At 61.9% G+C, this 14,669-nt stretch carries 20 protein-coding genes and 3 pseudogenes; 14 read left to right on the top strand and 9 right to left on the bottom strand.

Translation table 11 applies throughout. The features are described from left to right. The coding region (locus tag AC0L3X_RS44385) for a hypothetical protein (RefSeq protein WP_473317484.1) at positions 1-305 on the top strand (305 nt) is incomplete at its 5' end. Here AC0L3X_RS44385 and AC0L3X_RS44380 read toward each other — a convergent pair. Then, complete coding sequence (locus tag AC0L3X_RS44380; RefSeq protein ID WP_201266103.1) at positions 292-495, bottom strand: hypothetical protein; 204 nt, start codon at positions 493-495, stop codon at positions 292-294. The genes AC0L3X_RS44385 and AC0L3X_RS44380 overlap by 14 nt on opposite strands. Before the next feature lie 85 nt (positions 496-580). Continuing rightward, positions 581-1,225 carry an LLM class flavin-dependent oxidoreductase gene (locus AC0L3X_RS44375; RefSeq protein WP_085398619.1) on the bottom strand — a complete coding sequence of 215 codons (645 nt, stop codon included), beginning with the start codon at positions 1,223-1,225 and terminating at the stop codon, positions 581-583. An 82-nt stretch (positions 1,226-1,307) separates the two neighbouring features. On the opposite strand from AC0L3X_RS44375, the gene AC0L3X_RS44370 reads away from it, so the two are divergent. Both AC0L3X_RS44370 and AC0L3X_RS44365 read left to right on the top strand, forming a co-directional pair. After that, a complete protein-coding gene (locus tag AC0L3X_RS44370) occupies positions 1,308-1,583 on the top strand; it encodes a hypothetical protein (protein ID WP_144030593.1) in 276 nt (91 codons plus the stop codon). Positions 1,584-2,116: 533 nt separating this feature from the next. Further along, on the top strand, positions 2,117-2,677 hold the full coding sequence (locus AC0L3X_RS44365) for an SDR family oxidoreductase (protein ID WP_283808539.1): 561 nt from the start codon (positions 2,117-2,119) through the stop codon (positions 2,675-2,677). Positions 2,678-2,762: 85 nt separating this feature from the next. Here the strand turns inward: AC0L3X_RS44365 and AC0L3X_RS44360 are convergent. Both AC0L3X_RS44360 and AC0L3X_RS44355 read right to left on the bottom strand, forming a co-directional pair. Further along, a pseudogene (locus tag AC0L3X_RS44360) lies at positions 2,763-2,888 on the bottom strand (SOS response-associated peptidase); the annotation flags it as partial. Then, a complete protein-coding gene (locus tag AC0L3X_RS44355; RefSeq protein ID WP_231145702.1) occupies positions 2,857-3,117 on the bottom strand; it encodes a PAS domain-containing protein in 261 nt (86 codons plus the stop codon). The pseudogene AC0L3X_RS44360 and the gene AC0L3X_RS44355, both read right to left, overlap by 32 nt. 525 nt (positions 3,118-3,642) lie before the next feature. Between AC0L3X_RS44355 and AC0L3X_RS44350 the strand changes: the two are divergent. The 4 genes and pseudogenes from AC0L3X_RS44350 (at position 3,643) to AC0L3X_RS44335 (ending at position 7,399) form a co-directional block, all read left to right on the top strand. Beyond that, positions 3,643-5,853: pseudogene (locus AC0L3X_RS44350) on the top strand (ATP-binding protein). Between the two features lie 286 nt (positions 5,854-6,139). Further along, complete coding sequence (locus AC0L3X_RS44345; RefSeq protein WP_212479737.1) at positions 6,140-6,364, top strand: hypothetical protein; 225 nt, start codon at positions 6,140-6,142, stop codon at positions 6,362-6,364. A 217-nt stretch (positions 6,365-6,581) separates the two neighbouring features. Beyond that, the gene (locus AC0L3X_RS44340; RefSeq protein WP_085398621.1) at positions 6,582-6,944 is read left to right on the top strand and encodes a PRC-barrel domain-containing protein; all 363 of its coding nucleotides are present in this window, start codon (positions 6,582-6,584) and stop codon (positions 6,942-6,944) included. Between the two features lie 77 nt (positions 6,945-7,021). Beyond that, positions 7,022-7,399, top strand: coding sequence for a response regulator (locus AC0L3X_RS44335; RefSeq protein ID WP_085398616.1), 378 nt, complete (start codon positions 7,022-7,024; stop codon positions 7,397-7,399). Between the two features lie 482 nt (positions 7,400-7,881). Here AC0L3X_RS44335 and AC0L3X_RS44330 read toward each other — a convergent pair whose 3' ends face one another. Further along, complete coding sequence (locus tag AC0L3X_RS44330) at positions 7,882-8,103, bottom strand: hypothetical protein (RefSeq protein WP_341850589.1); 222 nt, start codon at positions 8,101-8,103, stop codon at positions 7,882-7,884. A gap of 151 nt (positions 8,104-8,254) precedes the next feature. Here AC0L3X_RS44330 and AC0L3X_RS44325 point away from each other — a divergent pair, with 151 nt between their 5' ends. Both AC0L3X_RS44325 and AC0L3X_RS44320 read left to right on the top strand, forming a co-directional pair. Continuing rightward, on the top strand, positions 8,255-8,437 hold the full coding sequence (locus tag AC0L3X_RS44325) for a hypothetical protein (protein WP_144030591.1): 183 nt from the start codon (positions 8,255-8,257) through the stop codon (positions 8,435-8,437). A 166-nt stretch (positions 8,438-8,603) separates the two neighbouring features. Beyond that, the gene (locus AC0L3X_RS44320; RefSeq protein ID WP_212479338.1) at positions 8,604-8,771 is read left to right on the top strand and encodes a hypothetical protein; all 168 of its coding nucleotides are present in this window, start codon (positions 8,604-8,606) and stop codon (positions 8,769-8,771) included. Positions 8,772-8,785: 14 nt separating this feature from the next. Here the strand turns inward: AC0L3X_RS44320 and AC0L3X_RS44315 are convergent, their stop codons facing one another. Both AC0L3X_RS44315 and AC0L3X_RS44310 read right to left on the bottom strand, forming a co-directional pair. Continuing rightward, on the bottom strand, positions 8,786-9,022 hold the full coding sequence (locus AC0L3X_RS44315) for a hypothetical protein (protein WP_354100545.1): 237 nt from the start codon (positions 9,020-9,022) through the stop codon (positions 8,786-8,788). Between the two features lie 54 nt (positions 9,023-9,076). Continuing rightward, positions 9,077-9,217: pseudogene (locus AC0L3X_RS44310) on the bottom strand (DUF6538 domain-containing protein); the annotation flags it as partial. A gap of 1,887 nt (positions 9,218-11,104) precedes the next feature. On the opposite strand from AC0L3X_RS44310, the gene AC0L3X_RS44305 reads away from it, so the two are divergent. From AC0L3X_RS44305 to AC0L3X_RS44290, 4 genes are all read left to right on the top strand, one after another. After that, the gene (locus AC0L3X_RS44305) at positions 11,105-11,419 is read left to right on the top strand and encodes a hypothetical protein (RefSeq protein ID WP_354100528.1); all 315 of its coding nucleotides are present in this window, start codon (positions 11,105-11,107) and stop codon (positions 11,417-11,419) included. Between the two features lie 24 nt (positions 11,420-11,443). Next, a complete protein-coding gene (locus AC0L3X_RS44300; RefSeq protein WP_456679821.1) occupies positions 11,444-11,692 on the top strand; it encodes an alpha-ketoglutarate-dependent dioxygenase AlkB in 249 nt (82 codons plus the stop codon). Next, positions 11,692-12,639, top strand: coding sequence for a non-homologous end-joining DNA ligase (ligD, locus tag AC0L3X_RS44295; protein ID WP_162479118.1), 948 nt, complete (start codon positions 11,692-11,694; stop codon positions 12,637-12,639). The genes AC0L3X_RS44300 and ligD overlap by 1 nt, the downstream gene beginning before the upstream one ends. A 116-nt stretch (positions 12,640-12,755) precedes the next feature. Further along, on the top strand, positions 12,756-12,935 hold the full coding sequence (locus AC0L3X_RS44290; protein ID WP_354100529.1) for a hypothetical protein: 180 nt from the start codon (positions 12,756-12,758) through the stop codon (positions 12,933-12,935). Positions 12,936-12,994: 59 nt separating this feature from the next. Here AC0L3X_RS44290 and AC0L3X_RS44285 read toward each other — a convergent pair whose 3' ends face one another. Further along, positions 12,995-13,531 carry a DUF4142 domain-containing protein gene (locus AC0L3X_RS44285; protein ID WP_354100530.1) on the bottom strand — a complete coding sequence of 179 codons (537 nt, stop codon included), beginning with the start codon at positions 13,529-13,531 and terminating at the stop codon, positions 12,995-12,997. 342 nt (positions 13,532-13,873) lie between these two features. Then, positions 13,874-14,053 carry a hypothetical protein gene (locus AC0L3X_RS44280; protein ID WP_162479121.1) on the bottom strand — a complete coding sequence of 60 codons (180 nt, stop codon included), beginning with the start codon at positions 14,051-14,053 and terminating at the stop codon, positions 13,874-13,876. 91 nt (positions 14,054-14,144) lie between these two features. Between AC0L3X_RS44280 and AC0L3X_RS44275 the strand changes: the two genes are divergently transcribed. After that, entirely contained in the window at positions 14,145-14,399 is a 255-nt protein-coding gene (locus AC0L3X_RS44275; protein ID WP_354098933.1) for a hypothetical protein, read from the top strand. Positions 14,400-14,669: the final 270 nt, after the last annotated feature.

Genomic DNA, 14,669 nt, shown 5'->3' with positions numbered 1-14,669 from the left:
CAGCCGCCGAGCGTTCCGGCGACCAGCCACCGGCCGATGCGCCGTCTTGCGTGGTGTCCGTCATCGCACCCGCGTCCGGCGATCGCCGGCAGTTGGTCCATGTGCTCCTTACGCGGTTGCGGTATGCTGTGCAAATCGAGGAAGAACTCCTCGTGGCGGCGTGGCGTGGACACAAGGATATGCCGGGCTTCACCGATGCCGACATTTGTGAAGCCGTGGCCGACATTTGTGAAGCCGTGAATGACGCCCCTTGGAATTATCACGCGGGCGCCGGGGCCGACAATTTCGGTCTTATCTGCCGATGAGATACTTTAGTTGCCCCTCGATTACCATAAAGAGCTTGTCTTCGGTCGACGAGATATCAGCAGGCGCGCCGAAACCAGGCTTGATAGTCATGTCGAGGACAGTGAACGGGCTGGGGAAGGGGTTGATGATCTTGGCGGTTATTCCTGCGAATTCCGTCGTTTCAAATTCCGTGGTGACACCAGGTTTCATTTTAGCTCCAAACGTCAGCAAAAGGTAGCAATTGCCTGCCGAGAATTTTGTGGGAGATGTCGACGAATTCGGAACTCCCACATGCTCAGCCAGTGGTTGATCTCGCGGGCTCACGGGTGATGTTCCTGCAGATGCGGGCAACGATCTCGTAAGAGCGGCGGGCAGCAGCGGGGTCGCGGATCAGCGTGACGACCATCAGTTCGTCGGCCAGCGTCTTTCGCACCATTGCCTCGATACCGGATCGCACCGTCTCCGGCGAGCCCACGATAGCATAGGGCAGGTCTTGCTCAGGCGTTGCCGCTGCAGTGGGTGTCGTGACCTTGTCCGTCGCCAATGGCACGCTTGTCTTGCGAAACCACTGCATCAGGATCGGCCGGATCGATGCCAGCAGATCCTGGGCTTGAGTATCGGTCTCCGCAGCAATGATGAAGGCGGAAACCATCGTATAGTCGCGCTGCAGGGTTTTGGAAGCTCGGAAATTCTTGCGATAGGTGTGCAAGGCGACCTGCAGGTCATCGGGCGCAATATGGCTCGCGTAGGAGAACGGCAGGCCAAGCGTTCCGGCCAGCGCCGCCGACGATGTTGACGATCCCAGAAGCCACACTGGAACATCGAGACCTCGCGCAGGGACGTACGCAGCGTCGTCCGCCTGCCGCTCACCGAGCAGCGCCAGAAGCTCGTCGAGGTCGCATTTGAATCGATCGCGCGCATCGGGCGGCTTGCGTAGCATCCGGAATAGTGCTCTCGCGACGCAGGCTGTCGATCAATCGCTTCAGGTCGTTGGATACTCGGGCTATCTCGGCGAATGGGAGTTGACCGCCACCGTCATGGAAACCACATCCGGCCATACAAAGGAATACACCGGGCCATTGACGATGAAGCACATCGGTGTGTGTACTCAGGATGGTCCGGAAGAAAAGACTGGTGAAATGCGTTTTCAGATATCGGCCTCATCATCCCAATTGAACGCGACAGTCTCGGTTGCCGGCGTCGAATGCACCTACAGTGGGCGGCTGTCAGACTCCTATACGGGCGCCATGAAATGTCCTGATCGTCAGGCGGTTCCCCTCAAGCTGTGGCTGAGATAATCGCCTGTCGAGAAACGCTCACCTTCACTACCTCCGGCAGCTAGGAAGGATGGTACGCTGCGGCCTCGTTGATCTCCTGGGGCGTCATGGCTCGCGCGATGTTCCGCATAAGCTGGCTGATTTCTTGCGGCGCTCGCTCGAGGCGCGTAGTTGCGCCTTCACGTGGCCTCCGATTGTCCCTCCAGCTTACCCGCCTTATTTGTCGAGGCTGCCGTGTCACGCAGGGCGCGATGCCCCGCTGCGGTGCGCCGTAGGCGTAGTAGGCCGCGAGATCGGCGATTGGTCCGTCAGGTTGACCGTGACATCGCGGCGTTGGTGAGGGCTCCCGAGCGGAAGTCGAGCAGCTCCTTGTAGATCAGGCTGGCGTACTGGCTTCGACGACTCCGCGCGGCTGATGCCCGTCGGACCGTGGCAGATGGCGCAGGCTGCGCGAGCGTGGCTCCGCGCCGAAGCATTCCTCGCTCGGCTTAGCCAACATAGTCGACGCCGGTTCAGGAGATGGTGTGCCGTTGGCGTCCGATTTCGAGCCGGTAATCCGCCGATGCTCTAAGCTATCTTGGCGTCGGGCCACGCAATTCGGGAGGCTCGATATGGCCTTCAACAACGCGGGCATCCAGGCGCCGCCGAGCGATGCGGCGGACGAGACCGCGGAGAACTTCGATCGGGTGAACGGAATAAACCTTCGCGGAGTCTGGGCTTGTATGAAGCACGAATTGCAACAGATGCGGACGCAGGGAAGAGGAGCCATCGTGAATTGCTCGTCGCTCGGAGGTCTCGTCGGATTACCAAGCCGCGCCGCCTATCACGCCTCCAAGCACGGCGTCATCGGACTGACGCGGAGTGCGGCGATGGAGTACGCGCCACGCGGCATCCGGATCAACGCGATCTGCCCCGGCACGATCAACACACCGATAGTCTCGGACATGCTGGCGGAGCAGGCCGACGCAATGAAAGAAATCATGCGCGACCAGCCGATCGGACGGCTTGGCGAATCCGATGAGATCGCAGCCGCCGTTCTCTGGCTGTGCAGTCCCGGCGCCAGCTTCGTCCTCGGCGTCGCGCTACCGGTGGACGGCGGGTTTACTGCCCATTGAACACCACGTCGGCTTGCTGAGCGACGACATGGACCTTCCGCTGGCGCGGCGGGCCGGCTTGCCTGGTTGTCGTCTTTCTCGTCGGTCACGCCGCTGACCCGGCGGGGTCTTCCTTCATGCCGCGGGCGACGATCCGCAGCGTCCCGTCCGGAAGCGGGCGCTGCAGCTTCAGCGCCTCGTCAGCGGGCGCGGTCATCCAGGTCTCGACTTCCGCAGTCCTGCGCGCTCGCGCCGAGGAGAGTTTCGAGCGCCCTGTTCGCGTAGCAGATGCGCTGGTCGCCGCGGAAATGTTTCGAGACGACGATGGCGATCGGGATGTAGTCGAGGAAGCGTTTGAATTCCTCCGTTTCGATCGCCTTCGAAAGCTCGGCCGAGTCGAACAGATCGTTGATCTGTTGGGCGGTTTCGGACGGCTCCGGACCAGGTTGCTCGGATGACATCGTCGGCCCTTTCTTCAAGCTTCGTGGCCCGGCAGGACCGACCGTCTCCCGGCCAGCCTTTACCCCGCGGTCCGACGGGGAAGAGGCAATGATGGCACATGCAAGTGCCTCGGTCCCCTCCGGATTAGTGAGACGTCCGCCCGGCCCGATTGGCATGCTGCTCGGGCGATGAGGCAGACCAGGCTGACCGACGGGCCTAGTCCTCGCCGATGCCTCGGTCCGAGCGGCCAGAACGTGTCGCGTGCCCTGCTCGTCGGTTGCGCCGAAAGGACCGATGTCCGCCCGAGCGGGGTTTGTTCCCGTCCCCGTGCGGCCGAGGCGATTTTTACCGGCCGCGGCGCCTGCTGCGCCATGGGAACTCGCCGCTGGCGCGGCGCGTTGGCCAAGGGTAATTCCTTTCGCCGTCGGGGGCCGTCAAATCACGTCGAGCAACTGACGCCGGCCTTTTGGTCGCGTTCGTCTGGAGCATTGGTTCGGTCGGGTCAGTCCGTCCGGGCGCTGCATCCGCAGGTGTCAGGAGCATCTATGATCGAAGTCGACGACCTTGCGAGCCGACCGGGTCAAATCTCGGCGGCACAGTGGCGCCAGATCGTCAACGGGGCGACCGAGACGGCCATCATCAGCACGGACGGCGAAGGCATCGTCACCAGTTGGAACAGCGGGGCAGCCCGCATTCTGGGCTGAAGCGAACCCGAGATGCTCGGCAAGTCTCTGGCCCGCATCTTCGCCGACGGGGACGGACAGGCGAGGCTTAGCCAGGAGATCGACGATGCGGCTGCCCGCGGCAGGGGCGGCGGCGAGGAAGGATGGCGCCTCCGCAAGGACGGGAGCCGCTTCTGGGCGGTCGGCGAACTGACCCCCATCCGCGAGGGCGGAGAGATCGTCGGCTTCGTCAAGATCCTGCGCGACCGCACGGTCCAGCGGGAGACCGAGGACATCATCCGCGAGGAGCGGCACGCGCTCGAAGTGCTCAATCGCGCCGGATCCGCTCTTGCGGTCGAGACCGATCTCGAGCGCCTGGTGCAGATCGTCACCGACGCGGGCGTCGAGCTGAGCGGCGCCGAGTTCGGAGCGTTCTTCTACAACCGCACCAACGACGCTGGCAAGAGCTACATGCTCTACACGCTTTCGGTCGCTCCGCTGGAGGCCTTCTCGAAATTCCCGATGCCGCGAAACACCGGAGTATTCGCGCCGACGTTCAACGGCGAAGGCATCGTCCGTTCCGACGACATCACCAAAGATCGTCGTTACGGCAACAACCCGCCGCATCGAGGCATGCCCGAAGGCCACCTGCCGGTGCGCAGCTATCTCGCCGTTCCCGTGATCTCTCGGACCGGCGGCGTGATCGGAGGATTGTTTTTCGGCCATGCCAAGGCGGGCGTGTTTTCGGAGCGATCGGAGCGGGGCCTCTCGGGTCTTGCGGCCGAAGCTGCGGTGGGGATCGACAATGTCCGCCTGTCGCAGGCCTCCCAGCGCGAGATCGCGGAACGCAAGCGCGCCCAGGAGGCGCTGGTCGAGTTAAATGCCACGCTGGAAAAGCAGGTGCTTGAGCGCACCGAACAGCTCAAGCGCAACGAGGAGGCGCTGCGGCAGTCCCAGAAGATGGAAGCCGTGGGGCAGTTGACGGGAGGCATCGCCCACGACTTCAACAACCTCCTGCAGGTGATCATCGGAAATCTCGACACCCTGCAGCGCAATCTTGGCCCCGAGTCTCCTCGCCTGCAGCGCGCCGCACGTCACGCGATGAACGGCGCGCAGCGGGCCGCCTCGCTCACTCAGCGCCTGCTGGCGTTCTCGCGCCGTCAGGCGCTCGATCCCAAACCGGTCGACGTCAACGTTCTGGTCAACGGCCTTTCCGAAATGATCCATCGCACTCTCGGCGAGACCATCGCGGTGGAGACGGTCCTCGGCGCCGGTCTGTGGCGGGTGGAGGCCGATCCGAACGAGCTCGAGGCCGCCATCCTCAATCTCGCCGTCAACGCTCGGGATGCGATGCCGAACGGGGGAAGGCTGACGCTCGAGACCGGGAACGCCCACATCGACGAGGCCTACGTGGCTGCCCACAGCGAGGTGGTGGCCGGGCAATACGTCGTGATCTCGGTCAGCGACGCGGGCGTCGGCATGGACCCGCAGACCGTGGCGCAGGCGTTCGAGCCCTTCTTCACGACGAAACCCGTAGGCAAGGGCACGGGACTCGGACTGAGCCAGGTCTATGGCTTCGTCAAGCAGTCGGGCGGGCACGTGAAGATCTATTCGGAGGTCGGGCAGGGTACCACGGTCAAGATCTATCTTCCCCGGCTGGCAGGTGAGGCATCGCATGACGCCGCACCTGAAGAGATGCTCAATCCGGAGGCCGGCCAGGAAGAGACCGTTCTGGTCGTCGAGGACGACGAGGAAGTCAGAGCCTACTCGGTCGAAAGCCTGCGCGAGCTCGGCTACCGTGTGCTTGAGGCCCACGACGGACCGGCGGCACTGCGGGCGCTGGATCGCCAGCCCCGAGTAGACCTACTGTTTACGGACGTGGTCCTGCCGGGCGGCATGACTGGCGCACAGCTCGCAGCTCAGGCCAGAGCCGTTCGGCCTTCCTTGAAGGTTCTGTTCACCACCGGATACGCCCGCAACTCGATCATCCATCACGGTCGCCTCGACAAAGGCGTGCAGCTGATCGTCAAGCCCTTCAGCTTCAACGAATTGGCCGCCAAGGTCCGCGACGTGCTGGACCAGGTCGAAGAATAGGGCGAGTTGAGAGCCATTTGGTCCCATTTGGAAGGCCAAGTTGTTCTGGGGACCGGTGTGCCCTTGCCGCGACATCAGCGACGTCGCCACCGGAACCCGCCATCCGTAACCGGCCGGTCGGAACAATTTCCCGGCAAAGCCTTTGACTCGTTGGACCACCGCCCGCCGTTTAAGAGTACGGCGCCTGTAGCGGATAGCCAAAGGCGTAATGCCCGCTGTTCAATAACATGCGCTCGCGCGGATAGCCAAAGGCGGTGGTCCCGTTCCGCGCGGTGAGAGAACCAGCTTGAAGAAGCCGGCGAAAACCCGCGAGGAACTGGAGTCTGCCATCAGGCTGGAGATGGAAGACATCAGCGACTGGCCGACGGACCTGGCGATCTCGGTCGTGCCGCACGAAGATTCCTGGAAAGTCGAGATCATGAGGGACGGGCCGCAGCGGGACGCGGATCGTTGCGAGATGATCGAAGCAATAGCCGACAGGCTGCGCATCCAGTTCGATCTAAAAGCCTGACTACCGATCCCGGCCCTCATCGACACCTTTGGACACCGCTTTCATCCGGCCAGGCCTTGCTGCTGGATCTGCCGATGTGTGTTTCCACGAGACCCAGCTCCACCAGCCGCTCCATCTGGCGGTCGCTGCCGACGGCGTGAACGCCGCCGCCGAGGCGTCCGCCAGGAACGGAGCCGTCGTCGTCCCGTTGACTCCAGAACAACAGAGGGAGGTCAACATGGCCATGGAAGATCGCGAGACCTTCAGCCTGATCGGGAGCGACAAGGTCGAGGGCACGAACGTGTACGGGGCCGACGGAGAAAAGGTCGGCTACATCGAGCGCGTCATGATCGACAAGGTCGGCGGAAAGGTGTCGTACGCCGTGCTCAGCTTCGGCGGCCTGCTCGGCATCGGCGATGATCATTATCCGCTGCCCTGGCAGGCGCTGAAATACGACACCAACCTCGGCGGTTATGTCACCGGCATCGCCCAGGACCAGCTCCGCGGCGCTCCCAAATACGCCGACGAGAGCAGTTGGAACTGGAGCGACCCGGCGACCACGCGCTCCGTGAACGCCTACTACGGTGTGCCGGTGGCTTGAGGCCGCACAGCACCCGCGGGCCGACGCGCCCGCCGCCACGCGAGACGACCGCATCGGTCGCCGAGGAGACCTGAAAAGTGAGTAATGCCGTTCGTGTTCTGGTCGTGGAGGATGAAGCGCTGATTTGCAGCTTCGTCGAGGACGTCTTGTCCGGCGGCGGTTTCGAGGCCTGCTCGGTCCATACGGGAGAGGCGGCCCTGTCGACCTTTCGCGACGGCCGCGAAGGGTGTCGGGCGCTGCTGACTGACGTCAACCTGGGTGATGGCATCAGCGGATGGGAGCTGGCGCGGCAGATAAGGGAAATCACGCCTGGCTTTCCCGTGGTCTACATGACGAGCGCCAGCGCGCCAGACTGGAAATCGCAAGGCGTCGATGGCAGCCTCCTGATCGAGAAGCCCTTTGCGCCGGCGCAATTGGCTGCCGCTGTCTCGCAGCTACTGGATACCCGAGCCTAGCCGGGTCGAACCGGGATCGTTGTGAGACTCCGATCCTTCGATCAAGCCCGCAATGGTGGGCGGCGGATCAGCGGATGGTCGAGCGCGCCGGCGATGCCTTGGCCTTGCATGCGGCCGCAGCGCAAGCCTCCGCTACCGCCATCCAGTCCCGCAGCAGGCCTTTGTCCTCCTTCGAAAAGACGCGCGGCGCTTGAGATCCTCCAGCGTTTCGCCGGGATGGCATCGCTCGAAATCCTCGCGGATCAGGGACTCAAGGTAGGTCCGGTCCCAGGCGCCGCCTGAATCGAGATGCTGGCGTGAATTCGGTCCCCATGATTGTCTCTCGGCGCATGCAGTCGAAGGCGCCCGGATGCGGCACAACGGCAAGAGCGATTGCTTGGTTCACGAAGGGGGCTGCCCGTGTCGACGATGACGGACGGCGTCAAGGCCGCCGTCGGGCCAAGTGAGAGGCGCGCTCCAGCCGCCAAGAACGAGGAGGTCCCTCAGGCCTCGCCAGACACGGGTATGGCCGTGGCCGGCGGGACGATGCGCAGCGGCGGCAACGGACGCTCGGCGGACCGGGACAGCGGAGAAGGCTTGCCGCCCTTGGCTTCGTATCGCTCCGCCAGCGCCAGCAGTCGCCGCCTGATGAAGGGGTCGGCCCTTCCGGCCAGTTCGCGCACGCGATGGGCCATCGCCCGGTAGAATTCCTGCTCCAGCGCCATGACGCGTCACTCCACCAACCCTACCGACGGAAGAAGTTGATGACATCGGCGGCGGCAGCGTCAAGCGGCGTCGTTCGCTGCGGCGGCTCCGCGATTTCCCTTGAGCGAGCGCTCGCTGCGGCACTAAGGTGGTCGCGGTGGGGAAATCCAGATGTCCGAGCTGCACCTGATCAGGAAGCGGTGTCCGCACTGCGGGAGAGCGATGAAGCTTGTCTCCGAGCCGACGGACCGGGGCGGCGAGCGATACGTCTGCCCCGCCTGCGAGGAGGATCCGCTGCACAACCCCGCCGCCCAAAAATGGGCGGACAGCCCGCTGCGCCCGCCGGACAAGTAGCTTCCCAAGAATCCGGCCTTGGCGCCGAGGCCGGTTGTCCATCCGTCTTCCATTCAGGGTCTGTGGCCATCCAGCCTGCGGTGGGCGATCCGTAGCCGGCCACAGCACTGGCAGGATCGTCGCGGGCGCACCACTCGTTTGTAGATGCCAAGCATCGGGAGGCGCGATGTCGACGGTCGCAAAGCTGCTCGCGCGGAAGCAGGCGCTCCTGGAGCGACTGGAGAGCGATCCTGGGCCCAACGAGCGGGAGGAAATCCAGGCATTGCTCGCCCAGATCGAGACCGCGCTGAACTTGCTAGAGCCGGGAGATGCCCCCGGTCCGGGCGACGAGTGAAGCGAAGTCGCCCGTCAGAGCGCGCTCAGATCGTCCGGCGCCTCGCCGAACTTCCGGAGCAGCTTGGCGTCGCCGAATTCTCCGATCGCCGGATCTCCGGTGCGCCTGAACGCGATGGCGCCTACATGCCCCGGCTTGCGCGAAAGCGCCTCTGCCCGCATCACAGCGGCGTTGGCGCTGAAGCATTCCGTCGCCTCGCCCGGTGCGAAGGGACGAACGGCAAAGCGAACATAGTAGGTCACTTCAGACATCGGTCTCGTCCTTGCATTTGCGCGCAAGCCGGCCGCGCGCGTAACCGCGCCGATCTTGATGAGCGCCTTCCGTTCGTCTTTGGTTCCGAGGCTAGCCCAAACCTCGGTCTTGCCGACCAGACGGCGCAGCGCGAGCGGTACTTTCTTCCGGATCCAGTAGAAGTCGGAGGTCGGGCGTTTTCGCGGGGTCGGCATCTTGAGCGTCGGCATGGTGGAGCACCTCGGTGTAGCACCGGCCGTTCAAGAACCCCTGAAATCGAAGGATAAACTTGTAAACAAGGCGTCTCCGGGCCGCTAAGGGAGAGAGTCCCTCCCTCTCCGCCAGATACCTGTTTCATGCTGTTTCACCGAAAATCATGAAATTGCAGAAAGTCCTTTTGTTTCAATGGTTAACTGTTTTTCTTGTCTCAGCAAGCGTTACTGATTTTCAGCACGTCAATCTGTTCCAGTGGGGTAAAAGGTGGGGTAAGCCCCCAACCGGAAGCGCCCTATGGCCCGCCAAATCGACCCGCTCTCACCCTCACAAATCGACTCCAAACCGCCCGGCCGCTACGCGGATGGCAACGGGCTGTATTTAGTCGTTGATGCACTTCGACCCGGTACTGATCCCTCTCAGGGACGCGCGCTGATGCGTCTGAGGCTGGGCGCGTCATTCGATGCACGACGGGACAGACGCGCACCACGGGCGTCCCCTGCGGGTCACCGCATCGGTGCCGGGTCCTTCTGAGAGCGTGAATTAATGGGGGACCGCGCGACGGCACGTCGTGAAGATATTTAACCCGGGTGTTATCCAGATTGCGTTGCGGAGGCGGTGCTGCCTAAGAATGGGCCGGGGCCTTCGAGGTTTGCCCTTACGAGCTTGGGCGTCGGGAAAACTCGGCAAAAGCCGCGATGTTCCTGGCGCCGATCCGGTCGGCAATCGAGCCTTGTCCCTGCCCGGCGGGTGTGAGTTCCGACAACCGTAGCGAGCAGATTGCGGACGAACTATTCCCAGCGACCACTCAGCTTGGTTCGCGCGGCGATCGTCGTCTCGATTTCCTAAATCATGTCCCGGAGCCGTTCGGCAAGCCGTTCGAATAGGGCGCGCGTCTGCCTGTCTGGCGCAGTTCTCGCCAATCGGCCGCAATACTCTGCCTCCGCCCGAAACTTATCGAGCTGGGCCATCAGTTCTTCCATCCCGCGACGTCCCACCCAAGCGATCCAATGGGCGGAAGATGTAGCGCCCAGCGACTGGGGCGGACACTTGGGAAATTTCCCAGGGTCCGAGCTCTACGGTTTGCGCGGCAGAAGAAAGATTGCGGAGGCGGTGCCGTCTAAAAAGGAACCCCGGCTTTGAAGCATGAGCCGGGGCCTTGAGGCTGCCCTCACGGCTTGAGGGTAGCCGGAAAACTTGGCAAAAGCCGCGATATTCCCGTGCGCTCGGGATGGACCGCCGTGACCGAAACGACATTAGGCAAGACGCGCGGCAGCCACGGCATCTTCCATTCCGTGCTTTCCGCAAACATCCTCTGCATGTCGACGCAGATATGAACCGCGTTCTCTCCGGGTGTCCCATAGCGGAGCTCATCATTCTTTGACATTGGCGCCGTCCTCGAAAGTGAGCTCCAACGGAGCGGCCCGGTCTTGGTTCCTGCCTGAAAGGGTTGCCGTCAGCAACCCGGCTAGCCACGCGGCAATGAGCAGGGGAAGCAGTCAAGGGTGCGGCGACGCACCGCGCCCCGCGCGGCTTGCCCTTTACGGCTGAAGGGGCGGTAGCCCCGTTTACGCGCGAGGGATCGTCACCGCATGGCCGGGACGAAGACCCGGGCGCGGGACTGCCAAGGAACGCGCTAGAGCCCGGCCGGCAGCGCAGCAGCGGACGCGCCACAATGAGGAACCGGGAGCCTTTGGGGAAAGTTGGTAAACCGGAAAATGAAGCTGGGGAGAGCACATGACGCGAATTGCGAAAGGGTGGGCAGCAGCGAAGCGTCAGCCGGTCGCTTTCTCAGGCCCGCCGCCGGACCGCAAAGAAAAAAGTGAATGGGGGGCAGAGTGACCGGGGCGACCGCGAGCCCGTCACCTCCGAGGCGCGGAAAAAAACGAGTGCCCGCAACTAACCCGACACTCGATCTCTTTGGAGCCGGTCCCCTTCCTGAAGGTATGAAGTATCAGCCAGAGTTTCTCTCTGCTGATGAAGAGCGTGCGCTTCTAGCCGATATCGAGACGCTTCCATTCAAGGAATTTGAATTCCGCGGGTTCACCGGCAAGCGCCGTACCGTTTCTTTTGGCTGGCGCTACGATTTCAATGGCGGTGGTCTCACCAGAACTGATGACATGCCTGAATTCCTGACCCCGGTTCGGGCCCGTGCCGAGGCATTCGCCCGCATTGCGCCCGGCCGCTCCAGCAGGTTCTCGTGACCGAGTACGCGCCCGGGCGCCGGGATCGGCTGGCATAAGGATCGCTCCGTCTTTGGCGATGTTGCCGGCATTTCCCTGTTGTCGTCCTGCACCTTCAGGCTGCGCAGGCGAACGGCAAAGTCATTCGAGAGGAACACTCTCGTTGCCGAGCCGCGCTCCGTCTACCTTCTCCGCGGTCCGTCGCGTACCGAATGGCAGCACAGCATTCCCGGTGTCGAAAGCCTGCGCTACTCGGTCACGTTTCGTAACGTGATCGAAGAAGGTGAATCCTAGTGGCACGCGTATCCACATTGCCGAAACGGCTCCAGCCCATGCTCGCGACACTGACCGACGCGCCGTTCGATGATAAGGGCTGGATATTCGAGGACAAGTATGACGGCTTCCGCATGGTCGCAAAGATCGACGGCGGCAAGGTTACTCTCTACAGCCGCAACGGCAAGATCATCAGCCATAGCTATATCGAAGTCGCAGAGGCGCTCGAAGGTATAAAAGGCGATGCCGTCATCGACGGAGAACTCGTGGCGATCGGCAAGGACGGCGTATCGCATTTCCAGCTCCTGCAGAATGCGCTGCGCCATGAAGCAAAGCTGCAGTACTTTGCCTTCGACCTGATGTTTCAGGATGGAGAAGACCTTCGTGGCCTGCCGCTCACGGAGCGGAAGAAGCGCCTCAAGGTTATCCTGCCGAAGCACAGGCTGATCGGGTTCAGCCGCGATCGGAAGACCTTCGGCATGAAATTCTTCGAGGAGGCGGAGCGCAAAGGTCTTGAAGGCATCATGGCGAAACGCGCCGACAGCAAGTACCTGTCAGGCGCGCGAACCGGCGACTGGCTGAAGATCAAGACCTCGAAACGCCAGGAAGTGGTGATCGTGGGATTTACAGCGCCGCGGAGGACAAGACCTTTTTTCGGGGCGCTGACACTCGCGCTGCGGGACGGCAACGGCTGGCGCTATATCGGTCATGTCGGGACGGGCTTCAGTCATGAAACACTCGAAGAGCTCCACAAAAAGATGATCAGGCTCACGGCCGCCAAATCTCCCTTCGGAAAAAAGGTGAAGGACGAAGCAGTCACTACCTGGGTCAAACCGCAACTCGTCGCCGAAGTGAAATTTACCGAGTGGACAAGCTCAGGCGAAATGCGGCACCCCGTTTATCTCGGCCTGAGAAAAGACAAGCAGGCAAAGGACGTCGTCATGGAGCGCGAGAAGCCGCGCGGGTGACGCGGCATATCAGCGCGGTTTGACCGGTGAGCACCCTGGTCTCGTTAAGTCCAATGAATAGGAACGAGCACCTTCGCGCATGATTGTCATCATCCACGAAGTGAAAGGATGTTCACATGGCAGACGAGCAGAATCCCAACAAGCAGCAGACCCCTGGACAGCAGAACCAGCAGGGCAATCAGGGCGGCCAGCAAGGTCAGAACCCGAACCAGAAGCCGGGCCAGCAAAACCAGGACCCGGGCAAAAATAAGCAAGGCGGCGAACAGAGCGGCCAGCAGGGCGGCCAGAAGCCGTAAGGTATAAACAAAAGCCCGGCTTCGGCCGGGCTTTCCGTTTGAGTTGTGATCGCCTGGACCTATTTACGATTCTTGTCGAGTGCCTGCGCCATGTCGAGATGGTGCTTGAGCGCCGGCAGCGTTTTGCCTGCCCAGTCCTTCAGCTTGGCATCGTCGCCGCCATTCGCATAACGCTCGAACAGCGACACCGCATCCTTGTGGGCGCTCACTTGCATCGGATCATATTCCGACGCGAAATCTTCGGGCTTGGTGTCGCGAAGCTTCGTGATCTTCTTCTGGGAAGCGTCATCGAGCGAAGCCGGGATCGCCGCTTTTAGATTGTCGGGGACCATGGATTTGAGTTCGCTGCTGGTTTTGGTGTGATCCATCACCATCATTTCAGCAAACTTTTTCTCGTCGGCGTTGCCCTTCTGCTGCGCGATCTTCGCTGCTTCGATCTCCGTCATGTCGCTCATGGCAGCTTCCTTGATGAAGTCTTCGGTCTTCGGCGCAATTCCAAGCGCGGAATTGACGCCCGTCTTCTCGCCGACCGACTGCGCGAGGGAGGGCGATGCAAAGACTGCGAGCACGGCAAATGCTAGGGCTGCGTTTTTCATGAAGTTATCCTCTGAAGGTTATTCGCGATCAACCTTCGCTTGCGATCAAAGTTCCTGGGCACAAAGGAACGGCCACGAGCACGACCCCGGCCCGAGAGGAGGGGGGCCGGGGCCGCTTGCCCGGGCAATGAGCATGCCGACGTTCCGGCATACACTGTCAATGCCAGGGCAAGCTGTGCCGTTCCTAAGTGTTCAGTCGTCGGACACAGGACACACGCTGTGTGCACTTTTGGACCGAGATGCGCGGGGACATCGATCATCATGGGGCGCGAACACTTCCGAGCTCGCCAAGCTATCGTGCCGTGCGAAGCGGGAGCGCGCACGCGCGCTTACCAATGCCTGTCACGCGGACCAGCGGTCCTGCTCTTCCCGGTGAGCCTGCTCGTTCAGTTTCTCAGCGAGCTGATCCGCGAGTTCTTCCGTGTCGGCGGTCGCTATCGGCTCGCCTTTTTGCGTCTTTAGCTTTTGCTTGTCTGCTTCGATCGGAAAATCATCGGGAGTTAAAGCGGGTTCTTTGCTCATGTCACCCTCATGGGGCTCGCATCTGCAGACGTAGGAACGTTCGGTCTCAAGGCGGGTTGCAAGCGAAGTTCAGTATGGAGAAAAACCAGCGATGAAGGTAGCGAAGATTACCTTGATCGCGGTCGCCGGCCCTGGGCGCGACGATGAAGGAAAGACAGTTTATAAGACAGGAGGCCTGACTATGCGGCGGCTTTTGGCACGGCCCTGGACCGAAGATGAAGAGAAGCGGCTGAGGCAAATGGCGGAAAACTGGAATGAAGACTTCCCTTATCGCCCGCAAACTCAAACGTCCGGTCGGCTCGATCTACACCAAAATGGCCAAGCAGCAACGACAGCCAGGGCCTGACCAGCTTCTGTCTCCCGCCGGATAACGGCGTCTGGGTCCTTATTTAGCGCGAGCATCCCCGCTTTTCGACGCCGACAGTACTTCGTTCAGTCGGTCGAGGAATACGGACTGGCCTTTCAGAATTCGTTCGCGGGCTGCTTCTGTTTGAAACCACGATGCCCGGTCAAGCTCGGGAAAATTCTGGTACTTGCCCGAATGTCAATCGGCCTGTAAATTTGACCCCTCATCGGCGTCCAATTTTGACCCCTTCGTGCGCCGCGGTTTGACGGT

Source organism: Bradyrhizobium sp. MI1.7 (assembly GCF_055811795.1).
The sequence above is the reverse complement of the archived record's forward strand: the minus strand, read 5'-3'. Positions and strand labels throughout refer to the sequence as shown.

Excerpts from the sequence above, each read along its gene's own strand:
- AC0L3X_RS44380 (WP_201266103.1), bottom strand. The coding sequence starts at position 495 with ATGAAACCTGGTGTCACCACGGAATTTGAAACGACGGAATTCGCAGGA.
- AC0L3X_RS44375 (WP_085398619.1), bottom strand. The coding sequence starts at position 1,225 with ATGCTACGCAAGCCGCCCGATGCGCGCGATCGATTCAAATGCGACCTC.
- AC0L3X_RS44355 (WP_231145702.1), bottom strand. The coding sequence starts at position 3,117 with ATGTCATCCGAGCAACCTGGTCCGGAGCCGTCCGAAACCGCCCAACAG.
- AC0L3X_RS44340 (WP_085398621.1), top strand. The coding sequence starts at position 6,582 with ATGGCCATGGAAGATCGCGAGACCTTCAGCCTGATCGGGAGCGACAAG.
- AC0L3X_RS44330 (WP_341850589.1), bottom strand. The coding sequence starts at position 8,103 with ATGGCGCTGGAGCAGGAATTCTACCGGGCGATGGCCCATCGCGTGCGC.
- AC0L3X_RS44325 (WP_144030591.1), top strand. The coding sequence starts at position 8,255 with ATGTCCGAGCTGCACCTGATCAGGAAGCGGTGTCCGCACTGCGGGAGA.
- AC0L3X_RS44320 (WP_212479338.1), top strand. The coding sequence starts at position 8,604 with ATGTCGACGGTCGCAAAGCTGCTCGCGCGGAAGCAGGCGCTCCTGGAG.
- AC0L3X_RS44315 (WP_354100545.1), bottom strand. The coding sequence starts at position 9,022 with ATGTCTGAAGTGACCTACTATGTTCGCTTTGCCGTTCGTCCCTTCGCA.
- AC0L3X_RS44290 (WP_354100529.1), top strand. The coding sequence starts at position 12,756 with ATGGCAGACGAGCAGAATCCCAACAAGCAGCAGACCCCTGGACAGCAG.
- AC0L3X_RS44285 (WP_354100530.1), bottom strand. The coding sequence starts at position 13,531 with ATGAAAAACGCAGCCCTAGCATTTGCCGTGCTCGCAGTCTTTGCATCG.
- AC0L3X_RS44280 (WP_162479121.1), bottom strand. The coding sequence starts at position 14,053 with ATGAGCAAAGAACCCGCTTTAACTCCCGATGATTTTCCGATCGAAGCA.
- AC0L3X_RS44275 (WP_354098933.1), top strand. The coding sequence starts at position 14,145 with ATGAAGGTAGCGAAGATTACCTTGATCGCGGTCGCCGGCCCTGGGCGC.